This is a genomic window from Streptococcus parasanguinis ATCC 15912, from assembly GCF_000164675.2.
Lineage (GTDB): Bacteria > Bacillota > Bacilli > Lactobacillales > Streptococcaceae > Streptococcus > Streptococcus parasanguinis.
In genome coordinates this window covers 2129166-2153652 of record NC_015678.1, presented here as the reverse complement: position 1 = coordinate 2153652, position 24487 = coordinate 2129166, and the positions used below count along the sequence as shown (strand labels likewise).

The window sequence follows — 24487 nt, the reverse complement described above, 5'->3', positions numbered from 1 at the left end:
CTTCGATAGGGTTTATAAACCTATCGAAGTTTTTTATTTTTTCTCTTGCTTGCTAAAAAATACTTTTCCTTCTTTGACCCAGGTTGGCATTTGTTGAGCTAATGGAGCAAAACCACTCTTATGGCGGTCATTTGAAAAACGATGATGCCGAACAGTTCGCTGTGGTGTCTCTTCTAGCGTTCTCAAAGAAAGGCTGGCTTTCTTTGAATATTCATCAACATCGATAACTTGTACAAAGACCTTCTCCCCAATCGAAAGAATGTCATGAATATTACTAACATAGCCACTTCGAATCTCTGAAATATGAATCAAGCTCGTGACACCCGATTCTAATTCAACAAAGGCTCCATAAGGTTGAATGCCTGTAATGGTCCCTTCTAACTTGTCTCCAATTTTCATATCAATCCTCAATCTCGACGGTTTCAATCACGACATCTTCTACCGGCTTATCCATCATACCTGTTTCAACAGCCGCGATCTCATCCAATACGGCAAAAGAAGATTCATCCATCAATTGACCAAATACTGTATGACGTTGATCTAAGTGAGGAGTTCCCCCTTCTGTCGTATAGATTTCAGCAATTTTTTCAGGCCAGCCACCGCGAACCAATTCCTTTTTCGAATATGGAAGATGCTGATTTTGTACAATAAAGAATTGACTTCCGTTCGTATTTGGTCCAGCATTTGCCATTGAAAGTGCTCCACGAATATTGTACAATTCTTTTGAAAATTCGTCTTCGAAGCTGTCACCATAGATGGATTCTCCCCCCATACCTGTACCAGTTGGATCTCCTCCTTGGATCATAAAATCTTTGATAATGCGGTGAAAAATGATGCCATCGTAATAGCCAGATTTGGCAAGAGCTACAAAGTTTGCAACAGTTTTTGGTGCTTGATCCGGGAACAATTTAATTTTCATCTCACCATAATTAGTTTTGATCACAGCGATAGGACCTTCAATCGTAGCAAGTTCTAACTGTGGTAACGTCAATTCTTTTTCAACCATATTTAACTCCTCTAAGGCATAGAATATGCCATTTTCTTCTAAATTCTTGGTGATATAATCAGCTTTTTCTCGTAGCTCTGGAGCAGACTTCCCCATTGCGATACTAATTCCAGCATAATCAAAAAGTTCTAAATCATTCAAACCATCACCGAATACCAGAACATTTTCTGGCTTCAAGTCCAAATGATGGACAACTTGAGAGACTCCCGAAGCCTTTGATCGATCAAAACGAACAACATCAGATGAATGTGGGTGCCATGGAACTAGACGTAACTCCTCTTGTAAGGAAGGCGATAATTCTAAATCACCATTATCTTCATCAAAGGTCCACATTTGGAAAATTGGTTCTTTCAAATGCAGATCCGGATCTACTGGTAAATTCGGATAAATGATGTCAATAGCATCACTGATCAAAGGTGTCCGATTGGACAGGGTAGCTTGATGACTAGCGACCAACCCATAATCAATCTCAGATTCTTTAGCCCAATCCACAAAAGAAGAAACGATTGCTTCATTAATTGGTGATTGGTAGATCACATTTCCTTTGGCATCTTCAATATAAGCTCCATTTAAAGTGACTAAAAAATCCGGCTTCAAATCCATTAGTTCAGGAACAACCCCAAAAATCCCTCTGCCGGTTGCAATCCCTGTTAAAATTTCCTTCTTTTTCAACTGATGAAAAACATCTTTTACAGATTCAGGAATCAAGCCTGTTTCTTTTGCACGTAATGTATCATCAATATCAAAAAAGACTATTTTTACTTTTTTGGCTTTATAACGTAATTTTGCGTCCACTTATCTCCCCCTCTTTTACTTGCTCTATTATAGCATTTTTTGACTTAAAAATCTTCCTGATTCACCAGATGATGACGGAAAGCATAGACGACAGCTTGCGTCCGATCGCTGACTTCTAGTTTCGATAAGATGTTGGAGACATGGGTCTTTACCGTTTTTAAAGAAATAAAGAGTTCATCTGCTATCCGTTGATTTTCATAGCCTTTTGTTAGTAGAGCCAGAATATCTCGTTCTCTAGCAGTCAGATCATCATGCAATTCAGCATGGTTCTTTCGTGACTCAACTTTTTGACTAACTTCTGTCTCAATCGCAAATTCTCCCTTTGCAACCTTTCGGACAGCATGTAAGATCTCAGTTGCTGACGAGGTCTTTAAAATATACCCTTTTGCACCGGCATCTAAGACAGGGTAAATCTTTTCGTTATCTAAATAAGACGTTAAAATGACAATTTTAGCTTCCGGCCACTCTTTTAGGATGGCTAGAGTCGCATCGATTCCATTTAACTCCGGCATCACAATATCCATGATGATGACATCTGGTCTTTCTTTCAGCGCCAACTCTACCCCTTCTTGCCCATTTTGCGCCTCTAAGACTTGCTCAATATCGGTTTGCATGGACAAAAAGCTTTTCAATCCCAATCGGACCATTTCATGGTCGTCTACTAATAATATTTTCATACTGTTTCCTTTTCATTTTTATCTTTTACAAGGAGAGGAACACGAATATCTACAGCCACTCCCTTTTGAGGACTCGTTCTTATTTTAATGGTTCCCGCCATGTCTTCTACACGTTCTTGAATATTTTTTAATCCATAACTCAATCGTTCCAATTTTTCCTGCTCAAAGCCGATTCCATCATCTACCATCCGTAAATGAAGTTGTTTTCCTTCCTGGTGCAAAAAGACATCCATTTGTTGAGCTCTAGCGTGTTTTAAGGTATTGCTAACAATTTCTTGGACAATCCGAAACAGATGTTCTTCCATATCTTTTGGAATGCTCACGTCATTATGATGAAAGACAACTGTTAGGTTACTCTTTTCCTTCAATTCTCTAAAAATCATCTCCATACCTTCTACTAAACTTTTTCCTTCCAATTCTGTTGGACGAAGATGTAAAAGTAAGACACGTAAATCATTTTGGGCTGTACCTAGAATATCTGATACACCATTTAGTTGTTGCTGAATCTGACTTTTCTCTAACTCAAGGGCCTGTGCTGCCACGCCAGACAAAATCATATTGGCTGCAAACAATTCTTGACTAACCGTATCATGTAGATCGCGCGCAATTCTCTTACGCTCGATTTCCACAATTTCTTCCTCATTTCGGATCACACGATTTTCACTTTTTTGTAAATTTTCTTCTAGTCGAAGCAATTTGCTGTCCAATAAATCTAACTGTTGATTCAATTCTTTGGGGGCAATTTCTTTTCGCTGTGAAGCGGATAGGATCGCTTCTACTTTTTGTTGTACTGCATGGACCGTTACAAATTGCGTGATTTTAATAATTAAGACAACCAAAGCCGTCAATGCAAGCGTCAGACTAAAAACCATAAATAGGAATGACTGAAGCAAGGAAAGGTCTGAGAGAAGTTTGCCCCACTGAAAACCAACAAAATGGAAAATGGTATGACAAATGACTGCAACCACCATTAGGGAATAGAAATACAATAGGAGATAATCTAATTTCTTCATGCGCGAATCACCTCAACATCCCCAACAATACCAACTAACACAATTTTTATAGAACGGTGCGATCTCCGATAGTGTGCCGTTTCAATGTCTATGGTTTCATTCCTCATTTTACGGACAGGTAGATCCAAAAACTTCAGATCTCCATACAGAGTGTTAATTTGTAAATGCAACTCCAAATCAATCGGTAAGATAATTTTTGTATTTCCAAAACCTTTCCGAATGATCACTACATTGTCCCAATTGCAAATGGCTACCTCCTCTAAATGGAGGGTGTCATTCCCAAAAACTCGGATCACATTCAGATCTCGATACCCTCGACTTTGCTTTGAAAAATGTTGTAAATCACCAATCCATCGAGTTTTTTCCTGACGAATTTTCGTATCCTCTTCAACATCAAACACAACGGCTTCATTTTCCTTATACATATAAGGGTAGGCAATCAATAAACCATAAACCACCGCAAATAAAATGGCTGCAATCACAAAAGGATTCAGCATCACGATAAAAAACAAGAGCACACTTAGCGCGATTAATAGAAAATTCGCCTTTTGTTTGCCAAAATAGTAATACAGAAGCAACAAGAAAAGTACCATTAAGACAACAAATCTGTAAAAATCAATTGATAAAATGGTGATCGCTGCTAATGTTAACAAAATGGCTTCAACGAAAATAAAAATTTGTATTTTCCACATAGTCTACCTCATCTTTTTTATTTTATCAAAATTTTTATCATTTGACTTCCGTCTGTGGTTGGATAATACGGAGAGAGAAAAAACACCCAAAAGATAGAAATCCTTTGGGTGTCCTTGGTATCGGAATGAATTGTTATTAAATAAGTTCTTTCCGATAACGGTTGTCTAGAGGCATTATTTATACATGAATGCCCAGTAATAGTTACCGTCGCCATTGATGACTGCTGCTACCGCACCTTCTGTGGCATTTGGATCGAGCATTAATTCTCTCAATCCACTGTTATACCATTTCGTTACGACTGTTGTTGCATTGTCTTCACGGCGAGCTACAAAACCTGTGCTATCGTACTGACGTGAAATAGTATGGGCTTTTGGTAAGGCACGTGAGTTGTAGACATCATCTGACCAAGTCAATTCTTTTAAGCCTTGTGCTTTTCGCAATTCGTTAATCTTAGCAAAAGCTTCTTTCGCTTTATCTAACTCGATATAGTTTGTATTGTCTGTCGCTTCTACACGATAAACGAATTTCACATAGCCAAACTCAACATCTTTGTAGTTCTTGTCATCTACTCCACTCTTCAAGTTAGCGATTAAAACATAGTCTTTAGCCCATGGGTTTTCTTTAGATTGCTCAAAGAGTTCTGGGTCCTCGATTTCCCATTCTACTTTGGCATCCCAGCCAGCATTGTCAATAAATTTAGGATTCATTTTCTTAATGACATAGTCCTTAAATTCATCCACATTCTTAAATGGAAGAGCTTGACCTGCTTTAGCTGTTTCTACAAGATTTGTAGAATAGAGCTTCACGCTTGAGTCACGATCGCTATAAGCATATTCATCATCTTTGGCATCTTCGTGGAATTTTGGATCGATCTCAGGATCTTTTGGATCTGTCATTCCATAAAGTTTCCATTTGTCTCCGTTCCATTTCCAATAAGCAGAGTAACCAGTTGCTTCTGTATCAGATGGAACATAGTAATAGTGAGTCGAACCGTCAAAGTAGTAGTTCTTATCACGACGCAAAGCTGCTGATCCAGGTTTACCAGGAGGATAGACTATCTTAGGTGCTCGTCCATTCGGAGCCCATGGAAGATGTTCTAATCCTTCTGCTGGTGTCTCAACATATGGAGGAATTTGGTTTTCACTAGGCTGATCTGATGATACCAAACCATCATTTCCTGGGACTTCAGGTTGCACCGGTTCTTCTGGTTTTGGTTCACTTGGATTTTCTGGGGTTGGTGCGAAAGGATCAAACTCTCCATCTGCTCCTACAAATGGAGGATTTTCTGGGAAGATCAAGTTCCCGTGATCTTCTGGTGTAGATGGTTCTGATGGGTTGACTGGTTGATCGGGTTTATTGCTTGGATCTGGCTCGTCAGGTGTTGGAGTTGGATCAGGAGTCGGTGTAGGAACTGGATCAGGAGTATCAGGATTTTCCGTCGAATTCTTCACAAATACCCATTTACCATTTTTATAGTAATAATAATCCCCATTATCTAATACATAATAATGGTAGCCATTTTCATATACATAATGAGGGTCATTGGCAAGGTTATTAGTAGAGTTATTCCGATTAGTTAGAGGCTTCCACTCACCATTGCGGTAGATCCGGTAAGTTCCATCACTCATCCGATAATAATGATTACCATTCCAATAAATGTAGTTTTTGTCACGAACTAGATTGTTATAACCATAGTAATTATTCCAGTTATTATAATTGTAGTTATAGTCATTATAGCCATAATAATAGTTCCAACTTGGATATCCATAGCCATAACCATAGGTCCATGAATTATAACCATTATAGCCGTCCCAATTATTGTAACCATTGCCATAATAGTTTGTATTGTAGAAGTTGGTATTCCACCCTCTATTATCTGCAGCTACTTTTGTTGCTATAAATGCTGGAGCAATCACAGCCATTGCTAAAATCGATCGGCTCAGCATTCTATAATTTCTGTCCATTTTAATAATCTCCATTTGGAAGTATATATGAAAGTTACATCAAGCATATGTACATATTCAATAGTCGTTCTTTCCAATTCTATCTTAGCGAGTACTATTTCTTTCCACTAGTTGGTAAGGCCTATTCAAATAATGGATAGAAATTTTCTGAAGAAATAACTCTCTATTAAATTAGTTCCGACCGGCTTTTCAATCTTTGATTTCCTCTCATGCAGATTGTAGCATAGATTCATAATAAAAAGCAAATGGTTTGATATTCAATTATTTTTATTCTCAAATTAAATTACATTCACTAGCTTAACTCCATGAAAAAATAGTTTAAATGCTGTATTATTAAGATTTTTATAAAAATCCATATTACCTTTCTGAAAAATCAATATTATAAAACTCAAATATTTTCCCTCTTAGGTGAAATATAAAAATCACGACGTGAAAATAAAAACAGGTAAGAATAGAAGGGCAAACAAAATGTGTTTGAAACTATAAAACGCATAATATCAGGTATCTATATATACTGATATTATGCGTTTTATTATGGAAATATTTATGGACCTATTTTCTCAGATTGAGTTTTTACCTAACTTTTTCTTGCAATCAATTTCCTAATCATCATCTGCTGCACTACTACTTGAACTATCGGTATCCTTTCGATCTGATGAAGACGAACTAGACGTTTCTGAACTTGAAGAAGCTTTCGTACTTGAAGAAGAAGTCACTTTAGGCTCATACACTGTCAATATAATTCTGGTCCGATTAATATCCACTGTATTAGATGCCTCAGGAGTTTGACTCACAATTTGCCCTGCAGAAACAACAACCCCATCAGGAAGATGGTCCGTTTTTCTTAATTCAATATTGGCTTCCTTGATGTCATATATTTCAATCAAATTGCTACGTGCGAAATCATAGGTTGATCCAATATAGTTTGGCATTTCAATTGAAGTTGTTTCTTTTGCTACTTTTAATACAATCTTAGTTTTTGAATTCAAAGAATATTGCTCACCTGCTGCCGGTGTTTGCTCAATAACCGTCCCAGGATCATAGTCAAAAGTTTCAACTTCCTCTATACTGATCATCTTACTTGACACTTTATAAGTATTTTTCAGATCATCCTCTGCTTTTGCCCTCGTTTCTCCTACATAATTTGGCATTTCAAAGCTATTTGGTCCCTTTGAAACAATCAAATCAATTCGACTTTGTTCCCTCTTTTGAGCTCCCGCATTTGGATTAGTTCGAATGACATAGCCTTCCGCAACAGTATCACTATATTCTTCCTTTTCTTCACCAACTTGAAGATCTTGACCTTCGATAATCGCTCTGGCCTCAGCAATAGTCTTACCAGAAACATCCGGAACTGTTTTATTGGCTGGACTCATATACAACAAGAAGGTAAAGGCAGCAAGAACTAGCGCGATTGCAACAAACAATACTTTATAACGTGCACGTAAGCGTCTTCTTGGCTTTTTATTTGGTGCCACGACCTGCTGGTTGGATAATGGCCGTTTTGGATCCACCGAACTGATTTCACTGCGCACCTCAGAGATTGGAACTGGAGCGGTCTTTGGAGTCGGACTCACTTTCGGAAGAGTTTTTGTATCAGCCTTTGTTTGATCTTCAAAAACCAGCTTTTTCTCATTTCTCCTCTCATAAGACAGGCAGCTTGAAAGATCTACATACATCTCTGCTACTGACTTATAACGGTCCGTCAGCTTCTTAGCCGTCGCTTTGATCACAACATTTTCTAAAGCTTGCGGAACATTCTTATTTTCTTCACGAATAGAGGGAAGAGGTTTTTGGAAATGTTGCAGTGCAATCGTAACCGCACTATCCCCATCATAAGGAATGTGTCCAGTCAACATCTCATAGAAAATAATTCCCATAGCGTAAATGTCACTTTGAACCGTAGCTTTCGATCCCCGTGCCTGCTCAGGTGACAAATAATGGACTGATCCTAACATAGAGTTGGTCTGGGTCAAGCTTGTCTCTGCAAAGGCCACTGCAATCCCAAAGTCTGAAACTTTTGCAGTCCCATCCGGAGTCAAGAGGACATTCTGTGGTTTTAAATCTCTATGGATAATGCCACGCGTATGGGCTAGACGCATAGCAAGGAGAATCTGTCCCATCAAACGAACCGCTTCTTCATTTGATAAAGGTGCATTTTCTTTGATATAGCGTTTCAAGTCTAAACCTGCAACATATTCCATTGCAAGGTATTGTTGCCCTTCTTCTTCGCCAATGTCTGTAATCCGAACGATATTTGGATGGTCCAGTTCCGCCATCGCTTTTGCTTCCCGCTGAAAACGAGCAACTGCAATGGGATCCGTCTGATAATTCGTACGCAGTACCTTGACTGCAACTTCTTCACCATCTAAAATCAAATCACGCGCAAGATAAACATCTGCCATCCCGCCGCGCCCAATTTGTTGGATGATTTTATATCGCCCGGCAAAAATTTTGCCGATTTGAATCATGCTGCGTCCTCCTCATTAAAGTGGAGCAATACAACAGTAATATTATCCAACCCTCCAGCATTATTGGCAAAACGAATCAAGGTTTTAGCCTTTTCTTCCAGTGAAACATCACTCAAAACAATATCTCTGATTTCATCTGGACCAAGCATATTGGTTAATCCATCACTATTGATCAAAATATAATCATCTGCTTCAACTGTGACCAAGCCATAATCTGGCTCAAGCTCATCCTTTTGACCAATAGACTGAGTGATGATATTTCGCTGAGGATGATGAGCAGCCTCTTCCTCTGTAATTTGACCAGCACGTAAAAGAGCATTTACAAGAGAATGATCACTTGTCAATTGCCGGTATTCACCGTGGCGAATAAGGCCAATTCGAGAGTCTCCAACATGAGCATAAATCACTTGTCCTTCCACGAAAGCCAAGGCCTCTAGTGTGGTTCCCATACCTTTGTGTTCGTCATCTTGACCTGCTAAATGAATCCGACGATTCACATCCTCTAAATGATTTGCAAACCATTCACGTACTTGATTCACTGTTTCAATTTCAGAAGAAACCCAAGCAGCACCCAGATCTGTGACTGCCATTTCACTAGCAATATTACCGGCACGGTGTCCTCCCATACCGTCAGCGAGAAAAATCATAGATTTCCCAGCCTTATTTTTATATTGATTTGCATAGTCTTGGTTATTTGTCCGTCTTTGACCTACATCGGTTAAGATAGAAATATCCATACTGTCAGTTCCCTCCTGATGTTATAAAATTCTCTTAAAACAACTGATAAAGAAGCCATCACTTTCATACAATTCAGGTGTAATCAGAATACAGTTATTTTCAAGAATATCTTTTCTTTTGTGATCCAATGGGACTTGTTCAAAATTTGGGTGACTTTTTAAAAAACGATCAACCACTTCAAAATTTTCTTTCCCTATAATTGTACACGTACTGTACACTATTATACCACCTTTACGCACACTTTGACAAACACTATCCAGAATTGCTAATTGAATGGCTTGTAAAGAGACAAAATCTACACTCTCTTTATTGTACTTGATATCCGGCTTTCTCCGTATCAGTCCAATCCCAGAACAGGGTGCATCCACCAATACTTTATCGAATGCATCTGGTCCAAATGTTTCAAAAACTCTTGTCGCATCTAACTTCTTTGTCAAAATTTTATCTGCAACATGAAGCCGATTGGCATTTTCTTGAATTAATTTCAGTTTATGATCATACAGATCTAAGGCTGTAACTTTCCCAGTTGTAAGAAAAGAAGCGATGTGAGTCGTCTTTCCACCTGGTGCCGCACAGGCATCTAAAACCCATTCATCGCCTTGTAAATCCAAGGCCGGTGCCACCAATTGACTAGATTCATCTTGAATGGTGATCCGGCCCTCTTTAAACAAGGAGTGCGCCGCAAAATGTCCCTGATCTTTCACGAGGGCAGAAGAAGCAATGAGGGATGCACTTGCTTCCAACTCCTGAGCGAGTTTTTCTTTTTCACTCAGATCAACGACACGAATACTGGATTTATTACGCTGATAAAGACTTTTAAAAATAGCACAAGCACGTTCTTCACCATATTCTTCGATCAATGCTTTAACCAACCATACAGGTAGGGAATACTGCACCGAATAACGTTTGTTCTTTCGCTTGATCGTATCAACAGCTGGTAGTCCCTCGCGGAGAAGCTTTCTAAGAATAGCATTGACAAACTTCTCACTGCCTTCTTTACGGCTTTTTGCTATCCGAACGGCTTCATTGACGATGGCATGATCGGGAATTCGGTCTAAATAGACGAGTTGATACAAACTCATCATTAAGAGATAATAGACCCATGGATCCAATTTTGTCCGATCTTCGATCACGTGAGAGAGATACCATTCGAGCGTTATTTTCCGTGCTACTGTACCGTAAACAACTTCCGTAACAAAGCTTCTATCCTTATCCGAAAGCTGGGAATGTTCTAGCGTTTTTTTCAAGGCAATATTGGAATAAGCCCCGTGTTCAAAGACTTCTTCCAAGACTCGAACGATCTGTTCACGCGCATTCATTTGTTTAACTTCCAAAGCGATCTCCTAATTTCAATTGACGACCCGCGCCATTCAAAAAGTCTGTGATGGACATTTTAGGTTTTCCTGCTGGTTGCACAACTTTAAGGGACAGTGAACCTTCTCCAGCAGCTACCAGCAACTCTTTTTTGCTCAAACCAATCACTTCTCCAGGATTTCCATTTCCTTCGCATAGCTCTGCTTCGTAGACTTTAAAGCGTTGACCATTTAATAACGTATGAGCCACCGGCCAAGGATTCATCCCTCGAATCTGATTAAAGACTTGGCGGTTGGTTTTGGTCCAGTCCAAAACCTCTTCTTCCGGCAAAATATTCGGTGAAAATGTGACCAAATTTGGATCTTGTGGACTTGACTTGATCTCCCCTGCCAGGTAAGCTGGCAAAGTATCTAGGAGTAAGTCACGTCCAAGGACAGCCAATTTTTCAAACAAGGTTCCTACATTGTCCTCATCTAAAATTGGTAGAGAACGAGCTGCAATCATGTCTCCAGCGTCCATTTCCTTGACCATTTCCATAATTGTAACCCCAGCTTCTTCATCACCATTGATAAGAGCATAGTGAATGGGAGCTCCACCTCTATATTTAGGCAATAAAGACGCGTGGACATTCACCGCAAATTGGAAGTTCTCCAACAATTTTGTCGGTAAAAATTGTCCAAAAGCAGCGGTCACAATTCCATCTGCATCTAGTGATAAGAGAGTTTCCATTTCTGGACTACCCGATAATTTCTCCGGCTGAAGAACCGGTAGTTGATGTTCCAAAGCTACCTGCTTCACTGGGGTCATTCGAATCTCCTTTTTGCGACCTACTTTGCGGTCTGGTTGCGTCACAACTGCTAGAATTTCATAACGCGAATCTGCTAACAAGCCCTTTAAAACGGTCGCTGAAAAATCAGGTGTTCCCATAAAAATTAATTTTGTCATTTTTTCTTCCTTACATGAAACTTTGAGGTTCATTATCAATACTCAGACGCAGATCTTTATTCCCTTTTTCTTGGGTAAATTCTAAGATTTGATTCAATACCTGTGTCATACCTTCTTCGAAACGATACTTCACAATAATTTGATAATGATACAAATTATGTGTACGTGCAATTGGTTTAGGAGTTGGTCCTAAGATTTGGACCTGATCGGATAAGCCAGAACGGAGGATTTCCATAACCTGATGTGACTTCTCCATCACAATTTCCTCACTCTTATGCGACAGGGTTAACCCAACTGTGAAGTAATACGGTGTATAGCCCAACTGCCGGCGAATCTGCATTTCATAGGCAAAAAAGCCTTCATAATCTTGGTCTTTAGCAAACCGGATTGCATAATGATTGGGGTTGTAGCTCTGAATGATGACTTCTCCTTCTTTCTCTGCTCGTCCGGCCCTTCCTGCCACCTGAGTCAAAAGCTGAAAGGTTCGCTCTGAGGATCGATAATCCGGTAAATTTAAAGAAGTATCCGCATTCAAGACACCCACTAACGTCACATTTGGAAAATCCAGCCCCTTAGCAATCATTTGCGTCCCTAACAAAATATCCGCTTCTCCATTCCCGAAAGCATCTAATATTGCTGCGTGGCTCCCTTTTTTTCGGGTGGTATCCACATCCATGCGCAAAATTTTAGCCTCAGGAAAGATCTCTTGTAATTCATCATAGGCTTTTTGCGTTCCTGTTCCGTAATAACGAATGGAAGGACTTTGGCAATTTGGACAGTGTCGAGGAATTGCCTTACTATAACCACAATAATGGCAATTCATAGTTTTGGTATCCATATGGAGGGTCAAAGAGATGTCACAATTAGGACAAGTATCCACAGTCCCACACTCGCGACACATAACAAAGCTGGAATAACCACGGCGGTTCAACATCAAGACAATCTGCTCTTTTTTCTGCAAGTGTTCAGCAATAGCTTCCACTAGAACAGGAGTGAAGTTACCAGCTTCATTTTGGCCAATATAATCACGGAAATCAACAACTTTAACTTCTGGAATTTTGGCTGCCGGATTGGCCCGCTGGGTTAGACGAATTAATTCATAAACCCCTTTTGTTGCACGAGCCCGCGATTCTAGACTTGGTGTGGCAGATCCAAGAAGCAAGACTGCTTGATTGTACTGAGCCCTTAAGACTGCGACTTCCCTTGCGTGGTAGCGTGGGTTACTATCTTGTTTGTAGGAAGCCTCGTGCTCCTCATCAATAATGATGGCTCCTATGTTTTTTAAAGGAGCAAAGATTGCTGAGCGTGCTCCCACGACTACCCTGGCCTCCCCACGTTCAACTTTCCGCCATTGATCGTACTTTTCACCATTTGATAAGCCCGAGTGTAGAATGGCTACTTCCTGACCAAACCGCGAGATAAAACGGTCTGTCATCTGTGGTGTCAGGGAAATCTCAGGGACCAACATGATAGCCGTTTTCCCCTTATTTAGAACTTCCTGAATAATCTGCAAATAAACTTCCGTTTTCCCACTTCCAGTCACTCCTTCTAATAAAAAAGGATTTGATGTTTTTCCAAACTGAGAAACAACTGTTTCCACAGCTTTTGACTGCTCTGTATTTAAAAGCAGGGCTTGGGACTGTTCTTTTCCTTCATAATAAGCAGCCGCCCGATTCACTTCTCGCTCAGTAATTTCTAACACACCCTGATCAATAAAATAAGCCACTACTTCTCGTGAAAAATTCTGATACAATCCTGCTAAAGGTTGCTCCCCTTGCTCTAGTAACAGGTGTTCTTTCAATGCTAGCCTTTTTTTAGCTCTCGCTGAAGGTTGAAGTTCTTTTAATCGTTCCTGGTTAATGCGATACCATTTTTCTGTTTTAATTTGTTTCTTATCCTTGGCCTTGTATTCTAATACCAAATCGCCTTTTCTAACCAAGCGCATAACCAGAGCTTGATCAGCTACATCTAAAGAAGAAAAAGCGACTTCATTTTTTTTACCAAAAAGCTTCACTTTGGTTGCTAGATCCAATGACGGCTGAGGATACAAAATCTTGTCGTAACTGGAATTGAGGAGAGAGGGAAGCATGGTTTTTAAAATTGTTATCTTATATGAAAAAACACTTTTTCGCAATTGATCTGCCAACCAGAACTGTTCTTTGTTTAAGACAGGTGTGTAGTCTAAGACTTCTACAATCGCCTTCAATTCCTCTGTAGTATCGATAACTTCTAATACTTCGATCACAATTCCCTGAATCAATCGATTGGCTTTACCAAAGGGCACATGGACTCGTATTCCCGCCTCTATCATATCCTCAAATTCTGATGGAATCTGGTAAGAATAGGGTTTATCCGTCTGCATCAATGGTACATCTACGATTACTTTTGCGATCACTTTTTCACCTCCAGCCTCTATTATATGTGCTTTACTTTATCACGGAACCCTTTAAATAGCAAAAAATAAGATTGAGAAGCTCCCAACCTTAAATTTTTTCACCATCTTCTTTTTCTTTGGCAATTTGTTCCTTAATTTTGCGCTCCTCTTCTTCTTTACGAATCCGCTCAGCTTCACTACGTCGGCGAAGAGCTTCACGTTTTGCTTCTGGGTCAGGGTGAACAACCACATTGCCCGACTCGATTTCTTCAAGCGCTTGTAATGTTGATTTCACTGATTTAAATTCTTGAGTTGGAACTGCACCACTTTCCAATTCATGTGCCCGTTTCGCCTCAAGAATGACCAATGAATATTTGGATGGTACTTTGTCAAGCAACGTATCAATAGAAGGTTTTAACATCATATTCCTACACCTATTTTCTAATTATTTATCTCGTCACAATTGTCTGTGTTTTAGGTAACATATCCAGATAATGACCAATAACACGATCTACACGGAAGTGCTCAGCTTCGATCACACGCTTCACACGCTCAGCTGCAAGAGGGACTTCATCATTAACAATCGCGTAGTCATATTCACGCATCATAGCGATTTCTTCTTTGGCTTTCTCAATCCGTTGCGCAATCACTTCTGCACTATCTGTTCCACGTCCCACCAATCGATCTTGCAATTCATCCAAATCAGGTGGTGTTAAGAAGATAAAAACTGCATCGGGTACTTTCTTCTTCACTTGGAGCGCACCTTGAACTTCAATTTCAAGGAATACATCAATTCCTTTGTCCAAGGTTTCATTCACATAAGTCAGAGGAGTTCCATAGTAATTCCCAACGTACTCAGCATATTCTAACATTTGTCCTTGACGGATTAAATCTTCAAATTCTTCACGTGTACGGAAAAAATAGTCGACACCATCCACTTCACCTGGACGTTGCGCACGCGTTGTCATCGATACAGAGTATTGAAACTGATTATCTGAGTTTTCAAAAATTTCTCGTCTGACCGTACCTTTTCCAACCCCCGAAGGGCCAGAAAATACGATTAATAAGCCACGATCCGCCATGATATCTCCTTCAATGTCTTTCTATCTAGTGTAACAAAAATTGACCTAATTTTCAACTGATTTTTTTAAAACAAAAAGCTCAAGATGCTCCATCTCAAGCTTTTTGATTATTTTGCATAATCAACTGCGCGCAATTCTCGAATAACCGTAACTTTAATGTTTCCAGGATATTCAAGATTGGATTCGATCTTCTCACGAATATCATGAGCTAAGATCGTCACTTTATCATCCTTAATTGCCTCAGGACTAACCATAATGCGGATTTCACGACCCGCTTGAAGGGCAAAACTTGTCTTAACTCCTTCAAAACTATTTGCAATTTCTTCAAGATCTTGCAAGCGTTTGATGTAGCTTTCAAGTGACTCACTTCGTGCCCCAGGTCGAGCCGCACTCAAGGCATCCGCTGCAGCGACAATGACTGCGATGACACTTTCGGGTTCCACATCACCATGGTGACTGGCAATAGTATTGACAACCACTGGGTGTTCCTTGTACTTCCGTGCCAATTCCGTCCCAATCTCAACGTGACTTCCTTCAACCTCACGGTCAATCGCTTTACCGATATCATGTAAGAAACCTGCACGTCGTGCCAAGGTAGCATTTTCACCCAACTCGCTAGCAATAATACCAGAAAGTTTGGCAACTTCAATGGAGTGACGCAAGACGTTTTGACCATAAGAAGTCCGGAATTGCAACCGTCCCATGATTTTCATCAAATCTGGATGGAGGTTTGGCGCACCAATTTCATAGGCAGCCGCCTCACCGTATTCACGAATCCGGTTGTCAATTTCCTGACGATTCTTCTCAACCAGCTCTTCAATACGAGCTGGATGGATCCTACCATCTTTGAGAAGGCTCTCCATTGTCATACGGGCAATTTCACGACGAATCGGATCAAACCCTGACAAGGTCACCACCTCTGGCGTATCATCGATAATCACATCGACACCCGTCAAGCTCTCAAAGGTACGAATATTGCGCCCTTCACGACCGATAATCCGACCCTTCATACTATCGTCTGGCAAATGAACCGTTGAATTTGTTTGCTCAGCAACAAAATCACCCGCCATTCGCTGCATGGCTTGGACAAGAATGTCTTTTGCGATTTTATCAGAACGTTCTTTCACTTCCAATTCAGCATCACGAATCCGTGAGGCAATTTCTTTTGAAAGTTGCTCTTCCTTCTGATTCAAAATAATGTCACGCGCTTCTCCTTGACTTAGAGCAGCGACACGTTCCAGTTCCTCTACTTTCTTGTGTTCAAGCTCTTCCAGCTGTTGTTCACGCGTATCAATGTGTTTAGTTCTATCTGTAAGACTTTGCTCTTTGTGTTCAAGAGACTGTTCTTTGCTTGTTAAAATGTCGTCTTTACGATCAAGATTGCTAGCGCGTTCTGCCAAACGGCTTTCTAATTGCTTCAATTCTTGTCGTTCTGACTTAAACTCAGCATCGACCTCTTCACGATATTTTCTGGCTTCTTCCTTTGCCTCCAAAAGTGCTTCTTTTTTAAGTGAACTTGATTCATGCTTTGCCTCTTTTAAAATCAAATCAGCTTCACGTTCAGCCTGTCCACGTAAATTCGTTGCTTCTTGTTCAGCATTCAAAAGGGTGAGTTCCGCAGCTTCTTTTGAAGCTTTCATTTTAAGTGCAGTTCCCACATATCCAATGACTAAACCAATGACCGCGGCAAAAACACCTGTAATAACAAAATTCATGCTTTTACCCCAAATCTATTTAATTAGTTGAATTAAAAATTCTTTTACATTTTACCATAAATTACTAAATTTAACAATCTAAAAAAACAAGATTAACCTATTATATTTTTGCTAAATTCTTGTTTCTTTCTTCTAATTTCAACCCTCTTATTCTTTAAAAACTGCTCAGAAAAATTCATCTATTTCTACTTTGTTGAAATTGCTTTTTATGCTATAATCAAGAAAAACAAAGAAGGAATAGAGTATGACAAAAGAAGTAATTGTTGAAAGTTTTGAATTGGACCACACAGCTGTGAAGGCTCCCTATGTACGCTTGATTGGTGAGGAAACTGGACCCAAAGGAGACATCATCTCCAACTTTGATATTCGCTTAGTGCAACCCAATGAAAATGCGATTCCAACTGCAGGGCTCCACACGATCGAGCACCTTCTTGCAATGCTTATTCGCAAACGCATCGATGGTATGATTGATTGTTCACCATTTGGTTGTCGCACCGGTTTTCATATGATCATGTGGGGGCAACATTCTAGTAATGAAATTGCTAAAGTGATCAAAGACTCTTTGGAAGAAATTGCATCTGTCAGTACTTGGGAGAACGTTCCAGGTACAACCATTGAGTCTTGTGGAAATTACAAGGATCACAGTCTCTTCTCAGCTAAAGAATGGTGTCGCTTGATTCTAGATCAAGGAATCTCTGATGATCCATTTGAACGCCATCTTGTTTAATACTCAGAAAAGAGGCTGGGACAAAAGTCCTAGCCTCTCAATTATTTTTGGATTGTCGAGCAAGACGCAGTGGTTGAGTGGGCTCTACTACACTGATTTCATCAGCTTTTACAGCCCTACTCAACTGTGCGGAGGTGGGACAGAAATCGAATTCTAACGAATTACCGATTTCTGTCCCACTCTCTTTTCTATTGTAATCTTTCCCCAAAATGGTATGTCTACTCATACATTAATAATCCAGAGCATCTGAATGACCTTTTCCGTTTCCTACGAAATAACCAGTCTTGGCATTGATACTAAAGAGATAGGTTCCATCTGGTTTGAAGAGGTTGTAATAGCCATTACCATTAATGATATTGACACGCTCTAAAATGTATTGATTGCCAGTGATATGCCCACGTTTACGAGCAATGTTCAATACTTTTTCAAGGATACCATCACCAAATACCCAAGCCGGATTATTGACATCATTGATAGCTGCTTGGTTATACGGCACACGACTCAAGTTCCGCTGTAGTGGAACACCATCGCTTGGAAGACCATAGCCTGAATAACCTGGACTTGCAGTTCCTGCACCACTTGTAGTAGCATTTACAGCTGGAGCTGGAGTTGCATTCGAAGCTTCTGTACCACCTGTTCCTGTCACTGGGGCCGGTGTCGCAACCTGTTGTGAACGTCCTTGCGCAACTGCCTCATTCAATAAGCTATCTAATTTTTCATTGCCTGTCTTTGTTTCTGCAAACGTAGCATCACTTTTTGCTTTGGCATTTGCATCAAGAACTCCATCTTTGATGACAGGGGAACTAAATTGAGAATTCACTTTTTGAATGGCAGAAACTTGCTTCACAAGGTCTTCATATTTTGTTTTAGCAGTATTATAATCACTGCTTCCTTCTAATTTGTCCAGCAGTTTCTTCAGATTTTCCAAGTCTCCGAATTTATCATTTTTAAGACCACTTTTTGATTTATCTACAAAAAAGGCATCATAGGCTTTGGTAAACTCTTCTAGTTTTTGAGCTTGTGTTTCACTGCTACTTGATTTAGAAGTAGAAGATGACTTGCTAGATGAAGACGATACAACTGTAGTACCACCAGATGTTCCACGACTATGCATCCAGTTATAGGTCACAAAAATGGCCGAACCGACAATCGCAAGACCTAATACAGAGTATAGAACCGTTTTGATTCGTTTACCCGCATTGCTTGGAATTTCCTCAGGAAGGTCCTCTGCTTCTTCAATTGGTTCGGTTGATGTAGGGCCAAATTTAATCTTAGCTGGTAACTCTGTTGAGATAGCATCCATTTCAGGTCTTTGTTCCAAGACCGTTTCCGTTACTTCCGGTGCCTCCACTGCTTCAGCCACTTCAGCAACTGTTTCTGAAGCTGCCAACTCTTCAGCTTTCTCCAATTCTTCTTTGGCCAACATCTTTGTATCATATTTATCCGCTTCGATTTCCGCTCGGTGTTGTTTGATGTATTTATCTAAGACATTATCACCTTCTGTCACACCTGCTTCGATTTCTTCTGCCTTTCGATTGGCCTGCCCGATCGTCATCTCTTTGGCATCTTCAAAATCTAAAATCGATTCCGTTTCTTGCTCTAATGCTTTCTTGTCCTTCTCTGTCATAAGAATCCTTTCTATGCCTTTATCTGCCGTTTTATACGTTCTCCAAAATATTGGTAGAGATCAACTTTCAGAGTCCCATTATAAAGTTTTCTTTTTTTATCTGCTTTACTACCGTATTTAGATTCAAAACTTTCATCATTGGTTAGGATAAACTTACTCCAGGTTTTGAGAGGAGCAAATACTTGTCCCATTTCAGCATACAACTTAGTCACACCTACATCATCGGATAATCGCTCCCCATATGGAGGATTAGAAATAATGACCCCATTGATCTTGTCCGAACGAAGATCCTGAACACGCATTTGTTTAAAAGTGATATCACTGCTAACACCTGCTTTTCGTGCGTTCTCTTTAGCAATATCAATCATTCGCGCATCAATATCTGTCCCCATAATATCCAAAACCAGGTCTCGATTGATTTTTTTACTGGCTTCTGTACGAACTTCTTGTATCAGACGATCGTCAACCCAATTCCACTCCTCAAAAGAGAAGGTACGTCTTAAACCTGGCGCCATGTTGCGTGCAATCATCGCTGCCTCAATACAAAAAGTACCCGAACCACATGTTGGATCAATTAAAGGCTTATCTGGGTACCAGTTTGACAACTGAAGGATAGCAGCTGCCATATTTTCCTTGATTGGTGCACCACCTTTTTCAGTCCGATAACCACGCTTGAAGAGGCTACTGCCTGTAGTATCAATCAAAACGGTAGCTTGATCTTTGAGAATCGACACTTCGATCTTGAACTCTGCCCCATTTTCTATCAAGGGAACCCCTTCTGGTCGAGCATAATGTCTTTGTAACTTTTTAACAACTGCTTTTTTCGAGATTGCCTGAACGCTAGGTTCATTATGAAGTTTTGATTTAACACATTTAGCCTTTGAAATAGGAAAACGTGCACCCAAAGGCAAATAATTTTCCCAATCCAAAGCAAAGACACCTTGAAAGAGTTCTTCAAAAGTTTTAGCTGGAAAACTACCAACAACTATCTTTACTCTATCAGCCGCACGCAACCAGAGATTCGTCTCAATGATTGTCCGAGAATCACCTTGAAACCGTACCCGTCCATTTTCAACCTGGCAATCGTAACCAAGATTTCTTAATTCCCGTCCTACTACTGCTTCTAAACCAGCAGCTGCTGTTGCGATCAATTCAAAATGTTTTTTCATATTATTCCTATCACTTTAAAAAAGGAGGTTGAGATCTCTCTCCACCTCACCAACCTATATGCAATTTTCTATAAGCCATGTTTTGTTCCAGAAATGACTAGGTACCATTTCCTTCGATAATCATCTGTCTACTGTTTCCAGTCAGAATACTATGTTCGTTTCCACGTATTCCATGCCCCGACCAAAGTTTGGGTTGCTAGCTTGAGGGGTTTACCGCGTTCCACTTTTTAGGTTTCCCTAAAAACTACGTCACTGTGGCACTTTCAGAGTTACTAGAACCTATCCAAAGACTTAGCTCTTTCACCCGCCGTAACTTGAACATCAAGTCCCTAGGCTTATGAATTCACCTAGCACAAACACTACAGGCATCACAGCCTGTGCTAGCATGGACTTTCCTCATGAGGGAAGAATCTCTCACGCGATTATCCAAAAATTGCATGATTTCAAAAATTAGAAATCTCGATCTACGATTTGTTTCCCAAAAACTTCTTTTTCTAAACGATTTAGTCGTTTCAAAATATCAAAGTTTGTAGCTGTTGTCACCTGTGGAAATTCTTGTGTTGCTGTGCTAGCAATTGGAGTCTCTTGTGGTGTAGCCTGTGATTTCTTAGCAATTTCTTCACGAAGGCGAGTATTTTCTTCACGTAATTCCTTCACTAGTGCCGCATAAGTCTCGTAGTCTTTTATGACATCATCTAAAAATTCATTTACTTCATCTTTACTGTATCCGCGGACTTCTCTTTTAAAATCTTGATCAAAAATATCTTTCGCGGTAAAAATAATACTTGCCATCACTCTCTCCAATCTAGTTTATCAATTCAATTATATAAAAAAATGGTGAGAAAAATCAAGGTATAACACTTAGTTTTCGTAAAAATTTTCAGCAAAATCATTCAAGTCATCAAAACTCAATCTTTTGACATAAAATGTTTCTTTCTCTAACATCATTCTATAAAGATAGTTTAATTTTGTTTCATTTTCAGGATCATAAAAAATATAAGCTCCTTCTACATTCCCCAACAAAAATTGATTGTACTCCTTCAATTGTCCAGGACTAACATAATGAGGATAGGCATATTTCACAAAATCTACCTGTTTGAAACGTGCTAAAATTTCCTGATTGGCTTCATTCCAATTTTCACCAACATTCTCAAACAAGAAGATCGTCGCCATTTGAAAATCGTAATCCTTTTTTAATTGAAAGGCAACTTCTAGTACCCAAGCCTCAAATCCCAAATTACCAGAAAAAACCAGCCATTTCACTCCTTCTTCAAACAAACGTCGAAGGTCCCTTTCAATGGCTTTTTTAATAATGGTCAACCGAGGGTCTTTGTTAGAAAAGACTCCCACATCAAAATTTTTATAACCTGCAACAAGTATGGTATTCATTTTTTCCTCATTATTCTAATTTATGATATAATAGAGTGATGTAATTGTACCAATAAGGAGAACTATGGTCAACTATCCACATAAAGTAGCCCCCAAAAACACGGTCTCTACTCAAAGGAAGCATCCGATCGATTTTGCGAATCGTGGTATGACATTTGAAAAAATGATCAACGAAAGTAATCAATATTATCTTTCTCGAGGCCTGGCGGTCATTCACAAGAAACCAACTCCAATTCAAATCGTGAAAGTGGATTATCCACGACGCAGTCGTGCAAAGATTGTTGAAGCATACTTTAGACAAGCCTCAACGACGGACTATTCTGGAGTATACAAGGGACGCTATATCGATTTTGAAGCTAAGGAGACACAGCAAAAGCAGTCTATGCCGATGAAAAATTTCCATCAACATCAGATCGATCATATGGAAGCGGTTGTCCTGCAAGGCGGTATCTGTTTCGTTCTATTACATTTTGCAAAACTTAACGATACCTACTTACTCCCTGCTCCTGCATTAATTCGCTTTTACAACATTGATCACGGCAGTAAGTCTATGCCCCTCTCCTATATTCAGGAGCATGGCTTTCTAGTGGATAAGAATCGACTACCAAGCGTTCCTTATCTTGATATTATCGAACAGAAACTTCTAGGCGGTATTTAAATGAATAAACAAACAGTCATTCAGTGGTTGAAATATGTTGCCATCGCAGCCATTTCATTCTTTTTACTTTTATTCGTCCTCGGTGGGCTGATATTTGGATATTATGCAATGAAGGCCCCAACCTTATCTGAAAAGGATTTGGTTGCAACAACATCAAGTAAGATCTATGACAACCAAAATAACTTAATTGCAGACTTGGGAGCTGAGAAACGAATCAATGTTTCCACTAATGAAATCCCTACTGATTTGGTCAATGCTATCGTAGCGATTGAAGACCACCGTTTCTTCAATCACCGTGGGGTCGATATTATTCGGATCGGCGGTTCCTTCCTTCACAACTTGCGAGGAGGAAGTCAAGGTGGTTCAACCTTGACGCAACAATTGATTAAATTAACTTATTTCTCCACCTCGGCCTCTGACCGTACCCTCTCTCGTAAGATCCAAGAAGCTTGGTTGGCAACTCAACTGGAAAAGAAAGCAACCAAACAAGAAATCTTGACCTATTACGTCAATAAAGTATTTATGGCGAATGGGAACTACGGAATGCAGACCGCTGCAAAAAGTTACTACGGGAAAGATCTAAAAGATCTTTCGCTCCCTCAATTGGCACTCCTTGCGGGGATGCCCCAAGCACCAAATCAATACGATCCATACTCCCACCCTGAAGCAGCACAACAACGCCGAAACTTAGTATTAAAAGAAATGCTTGAGATGAAGACCATTTCTAACAAACAATACGAAGCGGCAGTCAATACACCTGTTACAGATGGTCTGCAAAGTCTTAGTTCTTCAAGCAGTTACCCAGCCTATATGGATAACTATCTGAAAGAAGTTATTGAGCAAGTTGAAGAAGAAACAGGTTACAATTTGCTCACAACTGGGATGGATGTTTATACAAATGTTGACACCGAAGCGCAAAAGAAACTTTGGGATATCTACAACACAGATGAATATGTCAACTACCCGGATGATGAATTACAAGTAGCTTCAACAGTTATCGATGTCAATACTGGTAAAGTTGTTGCCCAACTCGGTTCTCGCCACCAATCTAGCAATGTTTCCTTTGGTACCAACCAAGCGGTTGAAACTAATCGCGATTGGGGATCAACTATGAAGCCGATTTCAGACTATGCACCTGCTCTCGAGCATGAGGAATACACTTCTACTGCCGCTACGATCACAGATGCGCCATACAATTTCCCTCATTCATCAACACCGGTTTACAACTGGGACCGTTCTTACTATGGTAGCATTACCATGACCTATGCGATCCAACAATCTCGTAACGTTCCTGCGGTCAAAGCACTTGAAAAAGTTGGCCTTAAAAAAGCTAAGAAATTCCTAAATGGGTTAGGAATCGACTATCCCGAAATGGTTTACGCGAATGCCATCTCAAGTAACACTAGTGATTCGAGCAACAAATACGGAGCCAGCAGTGAAAAAATGGCTGCTGCCTATGCGGCTTTTGCAAATGGTGGTACCTATTATAAACCAAGCTACGTTAACCGAGTCGTCTTTAGTGATGGAACGACTAAAGAGTTTGATTCTGAAGGAACCCGCGCTATGAAAGCGACGACGGCCTACATGATGACTGATATGATGAAGACAGTCCTCATGTCTGGTACTGGTACAAATGCGGCTATTTCAGGAGTTTACCAAGCTGGGAAGACCGGTACTTCAAATTATTCTGACAATGAATTAAACAAATTAACAAAGAATTCAAGTTATTCAAGTATTGTAGCGCCAGATGAATTATTTGTCGGCTATACTCCGGAGTATTCTATGGCTGTCTGGACTGGTTATTCAAATCGATTAACACCAGTATTGGATAATGGAATGCAGGTTGCAACTGATGTTTATCGTCAAATGATGCTCTATCTTGCAAATAATAATAATTCTGGTCATACGGACTGGACACAACCTAGTGGTCTTTATCGAAATGGTTCTTACCTCTATTTAAACAATGGTAAGAATAATTACAATAACTACTACTATGAACCAAGTTATTCAACTGAAGAATCCTCTACTGAAGAATCTTCTTCAAGCTCTTCTAGCGAAGAAAATCCATCTAAGCCAACTGAGCCTTCTTCACAAGACTCTAACAATCATAACGAATAATATATTCTAGTT

Annotated in this window: 21 protein-coding genes and 1 other RNA gene; 3 read left to right on the top strand and 19 right to left on the bottom strand. The window is 39.8% G+C overall.

Annotation, left to right across the window (positions count from 1 at the left end):
* Nucleotides 1–33 precede the first annotated feature (33 nt).
* The 14 genes from HMPREF0833_RS10140 to HMPREF0833_RS10075 all read right to left on the bottom strand — a co-directional run bounded on the left by HMPREF0833_RS10140 (nt 34) and on the right by HMPREF0833_RS10075 (nt 16787).
* Nucleotides 34–399, bottom strand: a complete 366-nt coding sequence (locus tag HMPREF0833_RS10140) for a S1 RNA-binding domain-containing protein (protein WP_003018098.1) — start codon at nt 397–399, stop codon at nt 34–36.
* 1 nt (nt 400) lies between these two features.
* On the bottom strand, nt 401–1801 hold the full coding sequence (locus HMPREF0833_RS10135) for a Cof-type HAD-IIB family hydrolase (RefSeq protein WP_013904767.1): 1401 nt from the start codon (nt 1799–1801) through the stop codon (nt 401–403).
* A gap of 44 nt (nt 1802–1845) precedes the next feature.
* A complete protein-coding gene (locus HMPREF0833_RS10130; RefSeq protein WP_013904766.1) occupies nt 1846–2478 on the bottom strand; it encodes a response regulator transcription factor in 633 nt (210 codons plus the stop codon).
* Nucleotides 2475–3491: an envelope stress sensor histidine kinase LiaS gene (locus HMPREF0833_RS10125; RefSeq protein ID WP_013904765.1), complete on the bottom strand. Its 1017-nt coding sequence runs from the start codon at nt 3489–3491 to the stop codon at nt 2475–2477. The genes HMPREF0833_RS10130 and HMPREF0833_RS10125 overlap by 4 nt, the downstream gene beginning before the upstream one ends.
* Nucleotides 3488–4183, bottom strand: coding sequence for a cell wall-active antibiotics response protein LiaF (gene liaF, locus HMPREF0833_RS10120; protein ID WP_013904764.1), 696 nt, complete (start codon nt 4181–4183; stop codon nt 3488–3490). Before liaF ends, HMPREF0833_RS10125 begins: the two co-directional genes overlap by 4 nt.
* 174 nt (nt 4184–4357) lie before the next feature.
* Nucleotides 4358–6148: a CAP domain-containing protein gene (locus HMPREF0833_RS10115; RefSeq protein ID WP_041818462.1), complete on the bottom strand. Its 1791-nt coding sequence runs from the start codon at nt 6146–6148 to the stop codon at nt 4358–4360.
* A 602-nt stretch (nt 6149–6750) separates the two neighbouring features.
* Nucleotides 6751–8619 (bottom strand): Stk1 family PASTA domain-containing Ser/Thr kinase, encoded by a 1869-nt coding sequence (pknB, locus tag HMPREF0833_RS10110; protein ID WP_013904762.1) that lies wholly within the window; start codon nt 8617–8619, stop codon nt 6751–6753.
* Nucleotides 8616–9356 carry a Stp1/IreP family PP2C-type Ser/Thr phosphatase gene (locus HMPREF0833_RS10105; protein ID WP_003018086.1) on the bottom strand — a complete coding sequence of 247 codons (741 nt, stop codon included), beginning with the start codon at nt 9354–9356 and terminating at the stop codon, nt 8616–8618. The genes pknB and HMPREF0833_RS10105 overlap by 4 nt, the downstream gene beginning before the upstream one ends.
* Nucleotides 9357–9377: 21 nt before the next feature.
* Complete coding sequence (gene rsmB / locus HMPREF0833_RS10100; protein WP_003018094.1) at nt 9378–10691, bottom strand: 16S rRNA (cytosine(967)-C(5))-methyltransferase RsmB; 1314 nt, start codon at nt 10689–10691, stop codon at nt 9378–9380.
* A complete protein-coding gene (gene fmt, locus HMPREF0833_RS10095) occupies nt 10681–11616 on the bottom strand; it encodes a methionyl-tRNA formyltransferase (RefSeq protein ID WP_003018099.1) in 936 nt (311 codons plus the stop codon). Before fmt ends, rsmB begins: the two co-directional genes overlap by 11 nt.
* A 10-nt stretch (nt 11617–11626) precedes the next feature.
* Nucleotides 11627–13978 (bottom strand): primosomal protein N', encoded by a 2352-nt coding sequence (locus tag HMPREF0833_RS10090; protein WP_049784415.1) that lies wholly within the window; start codon nt 13976–13978, stop codon nt 11627–11629.
* Between the two features lie 121 nt (nt 13979–14099).
* On the bottom strand, nt 14100–14414 hold the full coding sequence (gene rpoZ / locus HMPREF0833_RS10085; protein ID WP_003018070.1) for a DNA-directed RNA polymerase subunit omega: 315 nt from the start codon (nt 14412–14414) through the stop codon (nt 14100–14102).
* A gap of 25 nt (nt 14415–14439) precedes the next feature.
* A complete protein-coding gene (gene gmk / locus HMPREF0833_RS10080) occupies nt 14440–15072 on the bottom strand; it encodes a guanylate kinase (protein ID WP_013904759.1) in 633 nt (210 codons plus the stop codon).
* A gap of 107 nt (nt 15073–15179) precedes the next feature.
* Nucleotides 15180–16787 carry a ribonuclease Y gene (locus tag HMPREF0833_RS10075; protein WP_013904758.1) on the bottom strand — a complete coding sequence of 536 codons (1608 nt, stop codon included), beginning with the start codon at nt 16785–16787 and terminating at the stop codon, nt 15180–15182.
* A gap of 244 nt (nt 16788–17031) precedes the next feature.
* On the opposite strand from HMPREF0833_RS10075, the gene HMPREF0833_RS10070 reads away from it, so the two are divergent.
* Entirely contained in the window at nt 17032–17514 is a 483-nt protein-coding gene (locus HMPREF0833_RS10070; protein ID WP_003018075.1) for an S-ribosylhomocysteine lyase, read from the top strand.
* 229 nt (nt 17515–17743) lie between these two features.
* On the opposite strand, the gene HMPREF0833_RS10065 is transcribed toward HMPREF0833_RS10070, so the two are convergent.
* The 5 genes from HMPREF0833_RS10065 to HMPREF0833_RS10050 form a co-directional block, all read right to left on the bottom strand.
* Nucleotides 17744–19141: a cell division site-positioning protein MapZ family protein gene (locus tag HMPREF0833_RS10065; protein ID WP_003018158.1), complete on the bottom strand. Its 1398-nt coding sequence runs from the start codon at nt 19139–19141 to the stop codon at nt 17744–17746.
* Between the two features lie 11 nt (nt 19142–19152).
* On the bottom strand, nt 19153–20310 hold the full coding sequence (locus HMPREF0833_RS10060) for a THUMP domain-containing class I SAM-dependent RNA methyltransferase (RefSeq protein ID WP_013904756.1): 1158 nt from the start codon (nt 20308–20310) through the stop codon (nt 19153–19155).
* Between the two features lie 66 nt (nt 20311–20376).
* An RNA gene (gene rnpB / locus HMPREF0833_RS10515) (RNase P RNA component class B) lies at nt 20377–20744 on the bottom strand.
* Between the two features lie 16 nt (nt 20745–20760).
* Nucleotides 20761–21102: a cell division regulator GpsB gene (gene gpsB, locus HMPREF0833_RS10055; RefSeq protein WP_013904755.1), complete on the bottom strand. Its 342-nt coding sequence runs from the start codon at nt 21100–21102 to the stop codon at nt 20761–20763.
* Between the two features lie 69 nt (nt 21103–21171).
* Entirely contained in the window at nt 21172–21699 is a 528-nt protein-coding gene (locus tag HMPREF0833_RS10050; protein ID WP_003018163.1) for a DUF1273 domain-containing protein, read from the bottom strand.
* Between the two features lie 64 nt (nt 21700–21763).
* Between HMPREF0833_RS10050 and recU the strand changes: the two genes are divergently transcribed.
* Both recU and pbp1a read left to right on the top strand, forming a co-directional pair.
* A complete protein-coding gene (gene recU / locus HMPREF0833_RS10045) occupies nt 21764–22357 on the top strand; it encodes a Holliday junction resolvase RecU (RefSeq protein WP_013904754.1) in 594 nt (197 codons plus the stop codon).
* Entirely contained in the window at nt 22358–24475 is a 2118-nt protein-coding gene (gene pbp1a / locus HMPREF0833_RS10040) for a penicillin-binding protein PBP1A (RefSeq protein WP_013904753.1), read from the top strand.
* The last annotated feature ends 12 nt before the right edge of the window (nt 24476–24487 follow it).